Annotated in this window: 11 protein-coding genes; 3 read left to right on the top strand and 8 right to left on the bottom strand. The window is 42.7% G+C overall.

Annotated elements, in window-relative coordinates:
• Positions 1-87: 87 nt before the first annotated feature.
• From JMY00_RS09280 to JMY00_RS09250, 7 genes are all read right to left on the bottom strand, one after another.
• Complete coding sequence (locus JMY00_RS09280; protein WP_201579960.1) at positions 88-408, bottom strand: metalloregulator ArsR/SmtB family transcription factor; 321 nt, start codon at positions 406-408, stop codon at positions 88-90.
• Between the two features lie 542 nt (positions 409-950).
• Positions 951-1466: a DUF2798 domain-containing protein gene (locus JMY00_RS09275; protein WP_201579959.1), complete on the bottom strand. Its 516-nt coding sequence runs from the start codon at positions 1464-1466 to the stop codon at positions 951-953.
• Between the two features lie 30 nt (positions 1467-1496).
• The gene (locus tag JMY00_RS09270; RefSeq protein ID WP_102090439.1) at positions 1497-2291 is read right to left on the bottom strand and encodes a siderophore-interacting protein; all 795 of its coding nucleotides are present in this window, start codon (positions 2289-2291) and stop codon (positions 1497-1499) included.
• A gap of 16 nt (positions 2292-2307) precedes the next feature.
• Positions 2308-2751, bottom strand: coding sequence for a winged helix DNA-binding protein (locus JMY00_RS09265; protein ID WP_201579958.1), 444 nt, complete (start codon positions 2749-2751; stop codon positions 2308-2310).
• A gap of 368 nt (positions 2752-3119) precedes the next feature.
• Entirely contained in the window at positions 3120-5042 is a 1923-nt protein-coding gene (rpoD, locus tag JMY00_RS09260; protein ID WP_191115137.1) for an RNA polymerase sigma factor RpoD, read from the bottom strand.
• Between the two features lie 517 nt (positions 5043-5559).
• Positions 5560-7779 carry a CHC2 zinc finger domain-containing protein gene (locus tag JMY00_RS09255; protein ID WP_201579957.1) on the bottom strand — a complete coding sequence of 740 codons (2220 nt, stop codon included), beginning with the start codon at positions 7777-7779 and terminating at the stop codon, positions 5560-5562.
• Between the two features lie 147 nt (positions 7780-7926).
• The gene (locus tag JMY00_RS09250) at positions 7927-9108 is read right to left on the bottom strand and encodes an outer membrane protein assembly factor BamD (protein ID WP_201547341.1); all 1182 of its coding nucleotides are present in this window, start codon (positions 9106-9108) and stop codon (positions 7927-7929) included.
• A gap of 758 nt (positions 9109-9866) precedes the next feature.
• Between JMY00_RS09250 and JMY00_RS09245 the strand changes: the two genes are divergently transcribed.
• Positions 9867-11102, top strand: coding sequence for an RluA family pseudouridine synthase (locus tag JMY00_RS09245; RefSeq protein WP_240990714.1), 1236 nt, complete (start codon positions 9867-9869; stop codon positions 11100-11102).
• 40 nt (positions 11103-11142) lie between these two features.
• Positions 11143-12021 (top strand): polyphenol oxidase family protein, encoded by an 879-nt coding sequence (locus JMY00_RS09240; RefSeq protein WP_101204787.1) that lies wholly within the window; start codon positions 11143-11145, stop codon positions 12019-12021.
• Positions 12022-12255: 234 nt separating this feature from the next.
• Here JMY00_RS09240 and JMY00_RS09235 read toward each other — a convergent pair whose 3' ends face one another.
• Entirely contained in the window at positions 12256-13509 is a 1254-nt protein-coding gene (locus JMY00_RS09235; RefSeq protein WP_101204789.1) for a YeeE/YedE family protein, read from the bottom strand.
• A gap of 731 nt (positions 13510-14240) precedes the next feature.
• Between JMY00_RS09235 and JMY00_RS09230 the strand changes: the two genes are divergently transcribed.
• Entirely contained in the window at positions 14241-14858 is a 618-nt protein-coding gene (locus JMY00_RS09230) for a flavodoxin family protein (RefSeq protein ID WP_102092149.1), read from the top strand.
• Positions 14859-15029: the final 171 nt, after the last annotated feature.

Genomic DNA, 15029 nt, shown 5'->3' with positions numbered 1-15029 from the left:
TCTAAAAAGTGGTCGATGCCAATCCGTAACTGGACGTCTGCTCTGAATCGTTTTATGATTATGTTTGATGACCGTATTAGTAAGCATTTAATCTAAAGGGCAGTTACACAGAATCTGGGATGGTCTCTCATTGAGAAATGCTTCGATGTTAGCTTCATGACGCTGATAAAACGTCCATTGTCCATGGCGTTCGGACGTAACCAATCCTGCTTTTTTTAACACACCCATATAATTTGAAATGGTTGATTGCGACAATCCAGCTTTTTCTTGGATGTAGCTAACGCATACCCCATCCAAATTAGCATGCTCTGGTAATGACGCTGGGAAGTTTGATCTGTCCTTCAACCACTTTATGATTTGGCGACGCATGGGGTTGTTAAGTGCAGATATTATGTTTTCTGTATTCATAAAATGTGTGATATCGATACCTAATTAATAATCAACAACTGTCAGAGTGGAACATTAGATTTTTAGTTTACTCATTATGGGTCTAGACACCAAAGCGGTGTAGAATCTATCTACCACCAATGTGTCAACCATATACAAATAAACGGCTACTAGTAAGATACTGCTTATAACTAGCGTTTATATTCTGACTATACGTTTCTATAACAGTAGAGTATACAGCCAAAACTAAATTAATTATGACAGTTGTACTGTCTAGTCATCGGAATATTGTCGAATAGTAATAATATATGATGGACAAAAAAAGATTGTATCAAATCGAATCTAACACTAACCGTTGTTACGCCTGACTTATTAAATACACGTGAGTTTTGACATAACCAGCAGTAAAATAGTATTAGAAAGCTTCTGACATGACAAGGGCGTGTTGAATATTCGACACGCCCTTGATGCTTTATGTTCTTCAATTTTATTAAGCTTTTTTATTAATTTACTTAGCATCGCGGTAGAGTGCTGAAAAACCCAATAAGCATTGTCGTGATATTTTAACTTTTTAGAAATGCCTCAATTTTTGGTTTAATGGTCATAGAAACGATGACCATTAACGTCAATCCTACTGGTAATGCAACTAGAAACCCTTCTAACCAACCGTTCAAAAATGCCGTTTGATTGGCAAAACCAATCGTCTTTGAGGCAGTACTAAAGGCCAGCATAGACTCCATTATACAAGCCATCAACACACCTGTGATGAGATTACGTTTGTACGCTTTGGTATTAGGTAGCTTGTGATTAATAAATTTTGTGACTAGACCCATCAGTAAGAAGCCAATCGGCATGATCGCATACGCCGCCAGTAGCGCTCTAGACCAGTCTATAAAAAATGTATCGGAATATCCGACATTCATATAGGTCATCACACCTGTTAAGAGACCACCTATGACAGTCATTAAGGCAAGTATTAATAACACTTTGTAGAGCAACGGTGTTTTTTTAGTGCCATCATTCTTAACGCCACTATTTTTATTGCCATCCATGAGCAAGGTCTCGGTATTTGGAGCCATAGTCATTTTCCTATCATAAAGAGCGTTCAATTAGTCGGTGTTTTTTTCTGCTTGTCGATCGCTTACAGATTGATCTTCTGCAACACCTGCTTTCCAGTAAGAAAAGGCATATAGCTCATCCTTAGACCACTGTTGCTCGACTTTTAGATAATGACGTAGGGCTTTGACAGATGAGAATTCGCTAGCGATATAAGCAAAACGGCTCTGCTCTGCAGTTGGTAAATCGAGAGATTTTACTGTGTCGATTAATTGACTGCCTTGCGTTGGATCTGGGTTATGTAACCATGTCATGGTGATATTGGCTGCTGTCGGCAATTCTTGCTCATCTTCTGCACCGTGCACTTCGATGATGCATTGACCAGTCGCACTGGCAGGCAAGCTTTCTAATATTGAGCCGAGCACTGGTATCGCTGTGGCATCGCCAATCAGTAGAAAATTATCTGCATCAGGACAAAGCGCTTTGGTTTTAGGCTTCATTAAGATACCAATCTCGTCGCCAACCTCAGCATGAGTGGCCCAGCCTGAAGCGGGTGCCTCGTCACCATGAGCGACAAAATCAATCCAGATCTGTTGTTTTGCTACATCGGCGCCGCGATGAGTATAAGTGCGAACAACGAATGTAGTATTGTCATTTAGGTCAATTGGCTGAGCTTTATCGACAGGGATAAGTACTTTGTTATTTGCGCCAACTGTCATGGTCGCGATATTGGCAATAGTATCTGCTTGGCCTGTTAGGTATATACGAATGTAGTGCGGAGTAATCATTTGCTTGTGAGCAACGGTCATGATTTCGCGTACAGGTTTTTGATTTATTGTGTTATTCATACGGATCTGTCCTTACTTATTTATCGGTAGGCTTGCTGGTGCTAACGTTGTCTATCATGGTGCGACTGACACGGAAAAATAATGCAAGCTCTACGAGGCTTAAATCTTTCGTTAATTGTTGTCTTGTCCATTCTTCTGCTGCATCAAGTTTTGTCATAACTTCTTCGCCTTTAGGAGTCAGCTGTAGTAATTGGCTGCGACCATCAAGCGGGTTGTCTGTCTTTAATATTAGCTCAGCCGCCAATAGGTCATTTAAGGCGCGGGTGATTTGAGCTTTGTCTCGCTGCATGTGTTTAGAGATAGATAGCGCAGTGCTATTTGGGTTATAACAAACGCCTTTTAAGGTTCTGATATTGGTCACGGACAACTCCACACCTTGCTGGCGAATGCCTTCTAGTAATAGATTGGTATAGGTATGCATCAATTGATGTAGTGTTTCGCTCAATGAATTATTAGACATAAAAACTCTTTGATATAGTTGATAGAAGCAACTATATAAAATAAGGTTGATAGTGTCAACTATAAAATGATTTTTAAAAAGTAGTCTGTGTCTATAATTAGATAATTTTTAATGAAAGAAGGTAGTAGAAGATAAAGAAAATAGAGGTATATATTGGACGAGGAGCGCTTGGGTTAAAAAGATTTATGAATAGGACGCTTTGCAATTAAGAGGATTTATAATTAACAAACATTGTAATTAACAAACGCTGTGATTAATAATTTCTAGAACTAAAAAGCAGGCACAAAAAAAGCTGAGACATGCTCAGCTTTTTTATTTTTAGCAACTATCTGAAACCTATTAGCTAGGCTCAGTATTTCCTTGAAAATTTAGTCATTTTCAAGGAAAGAGCGCAAGTGCTCAGAACGTGAAGGATGACGCAATTTACGCAATGCTTTTGCCTCAATCTGACGAATACGCTCACGCGTTACATCGAACTGTTTACCGACTTCTTCCAAAGTGTGATCGGTTGGCATATCGATACCGAAACGCATTTTTAGGACACGCGCTTCACGCTCAGTCAGGTTACCCAATACATCACGAGTCGCTTCTTGCAGACCAGCAGCAGTCGCATCATCAACAGGGCTTGAAATCGTACCATCTTCGATAAAATCACCTAGGTGCGAATCTTCATCATCACCGATAGGGGTTTCCATAGAGATAGGTTCTTTAGCAATCTTCAGGACTTTACGGACTTTAACTTCGTCCATCTCTAAGCGTTCGCCTAATTCCTCAGGCGTTGGCTCGCGCCCCATTTCCTGTAGCAACTGACGTGAAACACGGTTAATCTTGTTGATCGTCTCAATCATATGTACAGGGATACGAATGGTACGCGCTTGGTCAGCGATAGAGCGGGTAATCGCCTGACGAATCCACCATGTAGCGTACGTCGAGAACTTATAACCACGACGATATTCGAACTTATCAACGGCTTTCATCAGACCGATGTTACCTTCTTGGATAAGATCCAAGAACTGTAGACCACGATTGGTATATTTTTTGGCGATAGAGATAACCAGACGTAGGTTAGCTTCAACCATTTCTTTTTTCGCACGGCGAGCTTTCGCTTCACCAACTGCCATACGACGTGCCACATCTTTCATGTCGTGAATTTTCATGTCGAGCTGTTGCTCGTAATCACGAATACGACGTTGAAGTAAAATGACGTCATCAGTGACTTTTTCTAGCGTACCAGCAAACGCAGGCTTACCTTTGATACGTTCAATCAACCAATCAACATTGGTTTCATTGCTAGGGAAGGTCTTACGGAACTCTTCACGCGGCATACGACCACGGCGAATCACCAAACGCATGATTTGACGCTCTTGCTTACGTACGTCGTCATAGACGTCATGCATGATAGCCATGACTTGGTCTGACAAGCGATTGTTTAGCTTTAGCATCATAAAGCGTTCAGCAAGTAGAGCATACGCGGTATCAGCCTGTACGCTACCACGGCCATAATCTAGCAAGGCTTGCTTGGCTTTGATAAATAGATGCTCGATCTCTTCTAGACGTAAACGAACCTCTTCTGGATCAAGACCGCTGGTTTCTTCTTCAGCTTCGTCTTCAACGTCGTCTTCGTCTTCGTCGTCATCATCAAGCGCGGCTGCTTTTGCATTGACCTTGGCTTTGATAACTGGTGGGTTTTCTTTTTCTTCTTTAATGCGCTCACGCTCTTCTTTCGCTGCTTCTTTTGCTTCTTGGGCTGCGATTTTGTCTTCTTCGGTCTCAGGGTCCAAGAAACCAGTGATGACGTCAGATAACTTTTTTTCGCCGTCTTGTACTTTTTGATACTCATCAAGGACAAACTGTACGGTACCAGGCCAGTAAGACATGGCATGCTGTACATCACGAATACCTTCTTCGATACGCTTAGCAATGGCAATCTCGCCTTCGCGAGTCAGTAGGTCAACCGTACCCATTTCACGCATATACATACGTACAGGGTCAGTGGTACGACCAGGCTCAGTTTCAACAGAGGCGAGTACTGCCGCTGCCTCATCTGCTGCCATATCATCATCACTTGAATCATCGTTCATCAAGATGTCATCGGCATCAGGAGCTGATTCAAAGATTTTGATACCGACATCGGTCAGCATTTGCACAATGTCTTCGATCTGATCGCTTTCGGTAATAGAGTCGGGCAGCTGGTCATTCACCTCAGCGTAGGTAAGATACCCTTGCTCTTTGCCCATTTGGATTAAGGTGGCCAGTTGAGATGTGGACTTAGAAACTGACTTATCGTTCATAAATACTCGCTTACTTGCATCGGACATTTTTATATTGTGACTCGCTATCGCTCGCTCTTTGCGTTGATCTTATCAATCGATTGATCAAAATATGGCGTAGAGGTTGTCAATAATATCAAAAATGAGTTGATATGAATAAAGGCTCAAAACACTACAATAACAATGCTGATAAACAGCTAAAAATTAGAAAAGCTGAAAAGACTTCAATATGGTACTTAAAAAAATACAGTACTTAAAAAATAGTATCTAAAAGCTGATACGTAAAAATAATACCTAAAATTTGTGCTTAACGATGCATGCTCACAATCATTCACCAAGCAGTGCTGTCAATATACAGCGACACAGTTTAACACAGACCACAGTCGTCAAGCACGAGCTAGTGATAGCTACCGACCATTTTTTACTGATTATTTGCCATCAGCCAAATGATTTGGGAGCGACTCATGCTACTGGGCATAATCATTAGTAGTGGGGGCAGCTGCTAGACTTTTAAAGGGTCAACATTTGAAATTAAACATTAAGACTGCACAGTGACCATTTGCGATGAGCGTTCGGCATGTTGCGCACGTAGCCAGTTACTTAAATGCTGCGCTTGCATACGCACGATTGCCTGTTTGATATGGTCAGGATTTTTTATCAATTCTTGCATCTTCTTTTTTATGTTACGTTCGAGGAGAGAGCTGACCAATTCTTCTATTAAATCATCAAGGCTTAAGACATTTCTTGTCGTTAATGCTCTATAGAATCCGCCCCAACTGTTACTTAAGGTCGCTTGGTTGGTTGCATTAAGGTTTGATAATACAAAATGTGCGGCTGCATTGGCATCTGTTGGCAGATGTTTTATGCACCGTTTAATAGTAGTCACTACGTCCAATAGTGCCACATCTTGCAAATCTTCCCATGCAACGGCTCGCAGTGCATCGCTTGCGGCTTTTTTCTGGATATGAGCAGGCAGTTTTAAGCTGGTAAGCCCTGATTGTCGCCAAATATACTCAATGGGGTCTTCAAGTAGTGCGCGTGGCTGAAACAAAAAGCACAGCTGCAATTGCTGACTGATGGTCATGTCGCCATCAAAATCTAGCAGCGCATCTTTGGCCTCGACATTTTGACTGCGCCTGCCGCCAAGCTTTTGATAAACGTCATTGTTGAGTAAATAGCGAAAGCTACTGCCTTTGGGTAAGGCGGTCGTCAACGAGCGTACTTGGGACATGAGCTTGGCTTTGCCTTCAGCCAGACTCATGTCATAACGCTCACTCAAATACGCAAAAATATACTGTGATAGCGGCATGGCATTAGCGATTTGCTCACGCATGGCATCGCTGCCCTGACTCTTAATAAAAGTATCAGGATCATGATTGTTAGGCAGGGTTAAAAACCGCAACTCTTTATCATCGGCCAGTACAGGCAGCGCAACTTCAAGTGTACGCCAAGCGGCTTTTTGGCCTGCGCTATCTCCATCAAAGCTTAAAGTAAGCGTTGGATTAAGTGTCAGTAGACGCGATATTTGGCTTTCATTAATCGCTGTACCCATCGAGGCGATTGCCCCATAGATACCTGCTTGATACAGGGCGATCACATCCATATAGCCTTCGACCACCAGCCAGCTGTCTGCGCGCTGCTGACGTGATTCATAATAGCCGTATAGTACGTGCTGCTTATGAAAGACGGGCGAGTCTGAGGAGTTGATATATTTAGGCTTTACTTCGTCATCGAGCGCCCGACCGCCAAAACCAATAGTGCGGCCTTGGTTATCACGAATTGGGAAGATGACTCGGTCGCGCAATAGATCGTAGTCGCGGCCAGACTCTGACTGACGTACCAATCCTAAAGCTTTTAGACCCTCAATATCCTGCGGAAATTGATGCTCAAGATGCTGCCAACCAAATGGTGCATAGCCAAGACCAAAGGTTTCAAAGATATCTTCGGTGAGTCCGCGCGATAAAAAGTAATGCTTGGCATGGGGATGCGTGGTTAGGTTGTGCTGATAGAATTGCTGGATTTGCTCTAGCAGCTCATATAGATTGCCATCTTTATCATCGTTTTGGTCAATACTATGAGTGTCCTGCATACCAGTGCTAGTATCGGTATCTGTCAGCCATGCTGGCGGATAGCCACTGTCATCTGCGTGGCTTGGTGAATACGGCTCTGAGGAATACGAGTCTATCGAATAGGACGCTGAATCATACGCCTCTAACGGTGGGAAATTCTCATAGCCTTGATTGTCATCATAACTGGGCTGATTAATGTAATTTTGGTCGCTTTGGGTGACATTGTTTTGATGACTGTCTTGACGGTTGTTTTGATAGTTATTTTGATGGTTGTCTTGATTTGCACCGTCTTGATCTACTTTGTTATGTTCTACAGTTGGGCTAGGCACATTGTGAACTGGCGGCGGTGCAATAGGTTTGGGTGCGCGACGTTGATAACTAACGTTTTGCTGTTCTTCTTTCGGTACTTCAATGCCTGTTTGTTTTGATAGTTCATTGACCGCTTCAATAAATGTCAAATTTTCATAATCACGCAAAAAACTGATGGCATTGCCACCGACGCTACAGCCGAAGCAGTGATATATGTTTTTTTGTGGATTGACATAAAAGGAAGGCGATTTTTCACCGTGAAAAGGGCAGCAGCCTTTATATTCACTACCAGCCCGTTTAAGCGTGGTGTGTTTGCCAATGATACTGATCAGGTCAGCTTGGCTATTTAATTGTTCAAGAATATGGTTAGGAATGCTCATACAAAAAACAGTTTACCATAGGTCGATTATATTGGGGCAGAGGTAATAAGGTACTGCTAGAAAAATAAGGCCAACATAATGTTGACCTTATTATCAATGAATACAGACTGTGTTAGCTAGGCTAAGCTAAGAAGAGACTTAACGTAATCAATTATTATCCATATCACTCACACTGTCGTCATTTAGCGTAGTGCGACGTGTCGGATTGGTATTTAGGGGATCGACGTTGGCTTCTCTTGCAGTTGAGCCAGTGCTTGATTGGCTGGTTACGCGCTCAGCTGACGCTTCAGGTAAACCTAGTCCTACGCTAATACCATTACGTGCAGCAGCATTATTGGCGACTGGAGTATTGGCAGGCGTCGTGTTTGTTCCTGCTAGTCTCAACTGGGCGGCATTACGAATTATTTGTGTCTTGGTGGCGCCGTTATACTCGCCAGACGCGACTGATTTGTCAGTTGTGTTCGAACGACCAAGCTTGCCAAAGGTGATCTTGTTGAGCCAAGTACGGTCACGTTTGGTACTCAATTTCACACTACCATTACTGGTTAGCATTTCTGGGTAGTTGATCTGCAACAGCGTTTTGTATTCATTGGCCAAATCGGTTAGACCCAGTTTTTCATGGCTATAGGCTAGTACCGCAAGAGCATCTGGGGTTGATTCACTTAGCGGGTAATACTGGAATACCCATTTGGCACGGTTGACCGCTGCTACATAAGCTTCACGCTCGATATACCAGTTGGCTGCGCTCATTTCGCTCTCAGCAAACTGATTGTAAATGAACGTCATACGCTGAGCGGCATCTGGTGCATACGGGCTGTTTGGATATTTATTGATAAGCTCTTGGAAATTGGCAAAGGCAATACGCAAATACGCGGTATCACGCTCAGCTTGGTTCAGTTTAAAGAGCTTTAGGCTCTCAGATGAACCTTCCATATTGGCAACGCCGCGCACATAGTAGGCGTAGCTGACTTGTGGGTTAGACGGGTAGAGACGGATAAACTGCTCAGCACTTGCTGCCGCCATTTCATACTTGTCGCCTTCATATTGTGCATACATCATATCAAGCAAGGCTTGTTCAGCGTACTGTCCGGTTGGGTAGAATGTGCGCAGATTGGTCAGCTCTTCGATACCTTGGATATAGTGACCTTTGTCAATCTGATTGACGGCCTCGTTATAATATCCTTGCTCTGATTTTTCAGCTGTTTCTACTGCCTCACCATCTTTGGCGCCAGTTAGATTTTTGAAAGTCTGGCAACCCACTAGGTTGACGCTAAGCGCCAGTAGGGTTATTGAGGACAGTTTGATAAACGTATTGCCAACAGCTTGCATACTTCTTCTCCGACACAAGACGCATAATAGCAGCGGCGCTATCATGCTATATAAAAGGTTAGTGATAAAAAACGACGCTAAATAGTCAGCGATCCACCAGCAAAAATTTTTTATCGAATGCAGTTTTTTTTATGACGTATTGTACTGATAGATTGGGTTTGATACATAGCGCTTGTATAGTAAGCCAGTCATAGACCACATGCATTTAACCACAATTAAACGGTTTAAATGGCAAACACGGTCAACAAAACCCAATGCTATTTTCATACTGTATCTAAATACGGCATTCGCATACAGTGCCATAGCATACAGCAAAACATGGCTATACTTTATAGAATAACATTTGCTACGTCTATTTTTTCGCCATCTATATTGTATAGGCAGTTTAACATGAGCAGCTGTCACGAGCGATATCGAATGTCGCTAGCATGAGTAAATATACAGTAAATTACAGCAATGTCATGTTCTAGAGAGTTAAGCGATGCATCTTACAGCCCAAATGTATGCTCAAAAATTAACAGATAGCATGCAGCTTCTATAGGGCTTATGCGTGCGACATGGTACACTAGAGCGGTATTGTCTTCGCTTTTTTGTACCTTGAAGATGGTTATCTGCTATTTATAGGCAAAAAACGATAATCAAAAAACGACAACTTTTTATACTGCTATTTATAATACTATCTTCGAAGTCACCTCACAAAACACTGTCAGGGGCTTTGCCACGTATCAATGTATCAATCCGCTATGAATAATGATGCCATGACTACCAATTTATCACCGAATCAATCGCTATATACTGATTCATCAGCACAAGAGTCACCAATGCCAAATGAAGTTTTGAACAATAATGAGCTACCTGATAATCAACCAATTACAAACGAGCAAATGCATGATGATGCGCTTGATAATGAAGAGTTGCTCATCGATGATGGTAATGATCTGAATGATAGCGACATCGATGATAATGATATTGATGACAGCGACATGGACGGTGACGACGATGAAGCCCCAGTAGCGGGTCAAGCTGTACCAGTGATTGTAGACATGACGCATGTGGTCACAGAAGATCAAGCTGGTCTGCGTATTGATAAGGTCGCCTCACAAGCGTTTTCGGACTTTTCGCGGGTGCAATTACAGAACTGGATTACTGACGGCAGTCTGCTCTATAACGGCAGTGTCCAAAAACCGAAAGTCCGTGTCAAAGCAGATGACGTATTGCATCTATCAACGACGTTACAGCAGCATGGCGAAGACCAACCAGAAAACATAGATATCGATGTTGTCTATGAAGATGATGACGTATTGGTAATCAATAAACCTGTCGGTATGGTGGTTCACCCAGGCGCTGGTAACCAAAACGGCACTTTGGTCAATGCATTGCTATATCACTATCCTCAGCAGCATCATTTACCGCGTGCAGGTCTTGTGCACCGCATTGATAAAGACACCTCTGGATTGCTATTGATTGGCAAAACCAAACCTGCTCAGATGGCACTGATGGAACAGCTAAAAGACAAGTCTGTTTATCGTCACTATAAGTGTGTCGTAGCAGGGGACCAAGCAAGTTTATCTCGTCATCGTCGTATCGATGCGCCGATTGGTCGACATCGCAACCAGCGTACTAAAATGACGGTGATGACTGCTGGTCGAGAAGCGGTAACGCATCTGCTAAATGTCACACCATTGAACGAAAACTACTGTCTGCTAGATGTTGGACTTGAGACTGGACGTACGCATCAAATTCGTGTGCATCTAAGTCACATTACTTATCCACTAGTCGGTGACCGTGTCTATGGTGGCCGTCGTCAGTTGCGCTCTGGATTGACAGAAGCTCAGCGCCAAGCTATTAATAATTTCCCACGCCAAGCATTGCATGCCTATACGCTAGGGTTTGTGCATCCGACGACAGGTGAGGACATTGAAGTAACGACGCCACTACCTGAAGACATGCAAAAACTCATGGCAGTACTAAGCGACGGTTATTATGAAGAGTAAACGCTAACGTTTACTAGATGAGAGGTGAGAGCGAGCAGCCATGACGAACACGTTCCCGATGACAATGATTGCGCAAATTGATGATGTGGCTGTTTTTCAGACGGCTGCTTTTGTGTATGATGATATTGATGATTCTGCTGCTAAAAACCAGCGTACAGGGTATGAGGGTCAGTCAAATTATGGCGAGCTAAATCTAGGTCTGCATGTCAATGATAATGCACTACAAGTATTAGATAACCGCATGAGTCTATTGGCTGCTATCAATGAGCAACTGACAGATAAGTCTGCACAAAATGAGCAGCATGAGGCTATTAATCGCTTACATTGGGTCAGTCAGGTTCATGGTAAACATATTCATGATGTCGATGCTACTACACTGAATATGGCGCCACTGTCTGCTGATGCGATGGTCAGTCAACAAAATGGTCGCGGTCTGGCAATCATGACGGCAGATTGTGTGCCTATCGTGTTATATCAACCTACCAGTGGCAAAATCGCAGCGATTCATGCAGGCTGGCAAGGATTGGCCTGCGGTGTGATACAAGAAACTGTTAATCGCTTTACCGATTCAGGCCCTATACAAGCTTGGATAGGCGTTTGTATCAGTCAGGAAAACTATGAAGTAAATACAGACGTTCGCGATAAACTATTATCTGGGTGTATAGCTAACCAGACGTTATCACAGGCACATATCGATAACTTTGTGTCGCTATTTTCTATATCGTCTTATGATGACAAGATAAAGTTGGATTTACCGAAGCTTGCTGCCATGCAGTTAGAAGCTGCTGGTGCTACAGTCATGAATGACTTACCTGTTGACTGTAGTTACGCTGATACTCACTATTACTCGTATCGCCGTCAGACTCATATGCAGCAACCTGCAACGGGTCGGATGGCACTGGTCATCGTTCGTCGTTAGCAGCTTTATAGTCAGCGAACTACTAAACCGCTACGGTGTTACCCTCCCTAGATGTACTATATGTACAATCTACGGTCGGCTGCCTTGTAGCTGTTTTAGATTTCTTTGACTATATAATAATGAATAGTAGAAACAAAGTGATAAACAATAAAAAAACAGCAGATTATTCTGCTGTTTTTTATTTGAATGCTACATTTGTATTAATACAAGGTCTGTATTGGTACAAAATCTGTATTAACAAACAGAGTCGCTAGATTTTGGTACTGATAAGCCAAATAGAGGACGTAAATACAGTGCCAAAAACGTACCTGCCATTGCCAGTATGCCCCAGATATAGCCATGTAAGCTAAAAGAAGCGATACCACCAAAGTAAGCGCCAATATTACAACCGAACGCGAGACGTGCACCGTACCCCATCATCAATCCGCCAATGACCGATGCTGCAAAGTTACCAGTAGTAATCTTAGTGAATTTGAACAAACCACCCGCAGCAGAAGCGATAAACGCGCCAATGATAATGCCGATATTTAATACAGTGGTCGAATCTGCAAAGATAGAAGCTTCAAGCGCCGCTGCATTAGCCCCTTGCCAATAGCCCCAACTAGCCACATCCATACCAAAGCCGCTTGCAATTTTAGAGCCCCACAATGTGAATGCTGACGTAATGCCCCACGGTTGACCACGTGTGAGTAATGTCAGACCATTAAGTAAAGCTAAGACGATTGCAGCAGCAAATAGCGGCCAAGAACCACGAAAAATTCGTTTCCAACCAGACTCAGAAGGCACGGGTGCCATCTTTGGTGCGTTTCTTTTTTTCTCAACGACTAACGTCACCCATGCGATAATGCCAAATATGGCCAGCGACACCAGCCATGCACCTGTATAACCAAGACCTGTAGAGGTTGCCAAAGAGAAAGGTGCATAAGCAGGCATCTCTTCTGTCCAGAATGGCAAGTGATAAGCCCCAATCGTGGCGCCCACTATGAAGAAAATAAAGGTGATGAACATAACAGAGCGTCCACCGCCTACCGCATAGAGCGTACCAGAGGCACAGCCGCCGCCAAGTTGCATGCCGATACCAAATACAAATGCGCCTACGACTAGACTGACCCCTAATGGCGCGACATAACCTGCGACAGGACCGCCAAATAGCGTCGTGCCATAAGCAAGGATTGGCGCAAATAGCGTAACAGCAACTGCCAACATTAGCATGTGTGAGCGCATCGCCTGACCGTTGCCCACTGCCATCATACGTCTAAAGGCAGAGGTAAAGCCAAAGCGGGCATGAAAAAGGGTATAGCCTAACAAAAGACCTATGCCAAGTAGCAATGATTGAGAGATATGTTGAGTGGCTAATAGATACGCAAGCACCATCAATCCTACGATGCCACCTCCCATAATTAAGGGTTTTTGTGGTGCATTTAAGGCCAGATCATCTCTGACGATAGGATCTTTCGTGTCGTTTACAGGTTGAACGAGAGTAGTCAAGGTAATAGCTTCCTTATCCGATGATGTTATCAGATATCATTTTTATAAGAATTTATATGAGTATAGTTACGCAGGTTTGCAGAATTGGAAACTGTATTTCTGTTAATTCGATTGATTTGGTTAAGCAGTAAGAAGCGGTACATCATAATCCTATTGTCATTAATGTAAATACGGAGAGATTAGAAAAAATAGAATTAATATATGACTATATGGAATAAATAGGCTGCTGTTTATATGACCTTATATTAATAGTTATCTATAGTGCTAATAATTATAGGTTTATCAGTTATCACAGAGTGGCTTTTACTATATCGATAGTCAATGTGACTTACCCTTTTATATAAAATATATTAAAAGTATATGTGCTCTGATTAGTCAGACTTTAATAAATAACTTAAAAACAAAAATACGTCTGATACAATGGGCTTGAATTCAATGAAGGTCGTCGCATATATACTGGTATGTATACGCTGACGTATAGAGACTATGTAATTAAAGACAGTGCAGTTAAAGACTATGCGATTGCTCTATCATTATTGATGTTTTTACCAGTTAAATTGACTCAAAGAAACGTTGCTCGGCTCGATTCTATTGTATCGCCTGAAAGCTTAAGAGCTTGAGCTATCGATAAGCATTTATTGTGAAAGTGAGGCCACTAACTATCGATTGTGGCTAAGTATCCAATATTTTGTAAGTTTATATTCAACCAATTATTTATTATTAGAGTACGTATGAATACACCTGCTAAATCGTCTAACACCTCTACATCTACTGATAACGCGCCTAATGTCTCAATCGCTGTTATCTTCCATAGTAATTATGGGCATACCAAGCGTGTCGCTGAGGCGATAGTACAAGGTGCGCATCAGCAATTGCCAGAAGCGCAAGCCAAAGCTGTCGATGTTTATGATGTTGATTGGGATTATTTAGATCAGGCAGATTTGCTGGTTTTTGGCAGCGCAGTGTATATGGGTAGCGTGACGGCTGAGTTTAAGACCTTTATGGATGAGACATCCAAGCGTTGGTATCATCGTAAATGGGAAGGTAAATGGGCAGCAGCGTTTGCCAATTCGGGTGGACTGAGCGGTGATAAACTTGCTGTATTGCAGCAGATTTCTCTATATGCGATGCAGCATGGTATGAACTGGATTGGTCTGCCATTGATGCCGACAGGTCATGAGGCTCACGACTTAAACCGTCTTTCTAGCTTTTTGGGTCTAATGACTCAGTCGCTTGATGGTCCACCTGAAGAGACGCCAGGTTCAGGAGATATTGATACTGCTATTTGGTTTGGTGATCATCTTGCCAAAACGATTATTAAGCATCAACCAGCTGATGCTAAGCTATAAAAACAGCTAGAACCGACAGAGCGATCGAATAAAAAAGCAGACATTATTGATGTCTGCTTTTTTTGTGCCAATTTTTATTGAGCGATAAGTGCGATCAAGCGCTAGGCTTTTATTGAGCAACAAGCTTAGTAGGGGCGGGCTTCACGGGGATAGGACTGTCAACGAATTGAA

The organism is Psychrobacter sp. Pi2-52, from assembly GCF_904846705.1.
Lineage (GTDB): Bacteria > Pseudomonadota > Gammaproteobacteria > Pseudomonadales > Moraxellaceae > Psychrobacter.
Note: the sequence above shows the minus strand (reverse complement) of the source record. Positions and strands in the feature narration are given on the sequence as shown.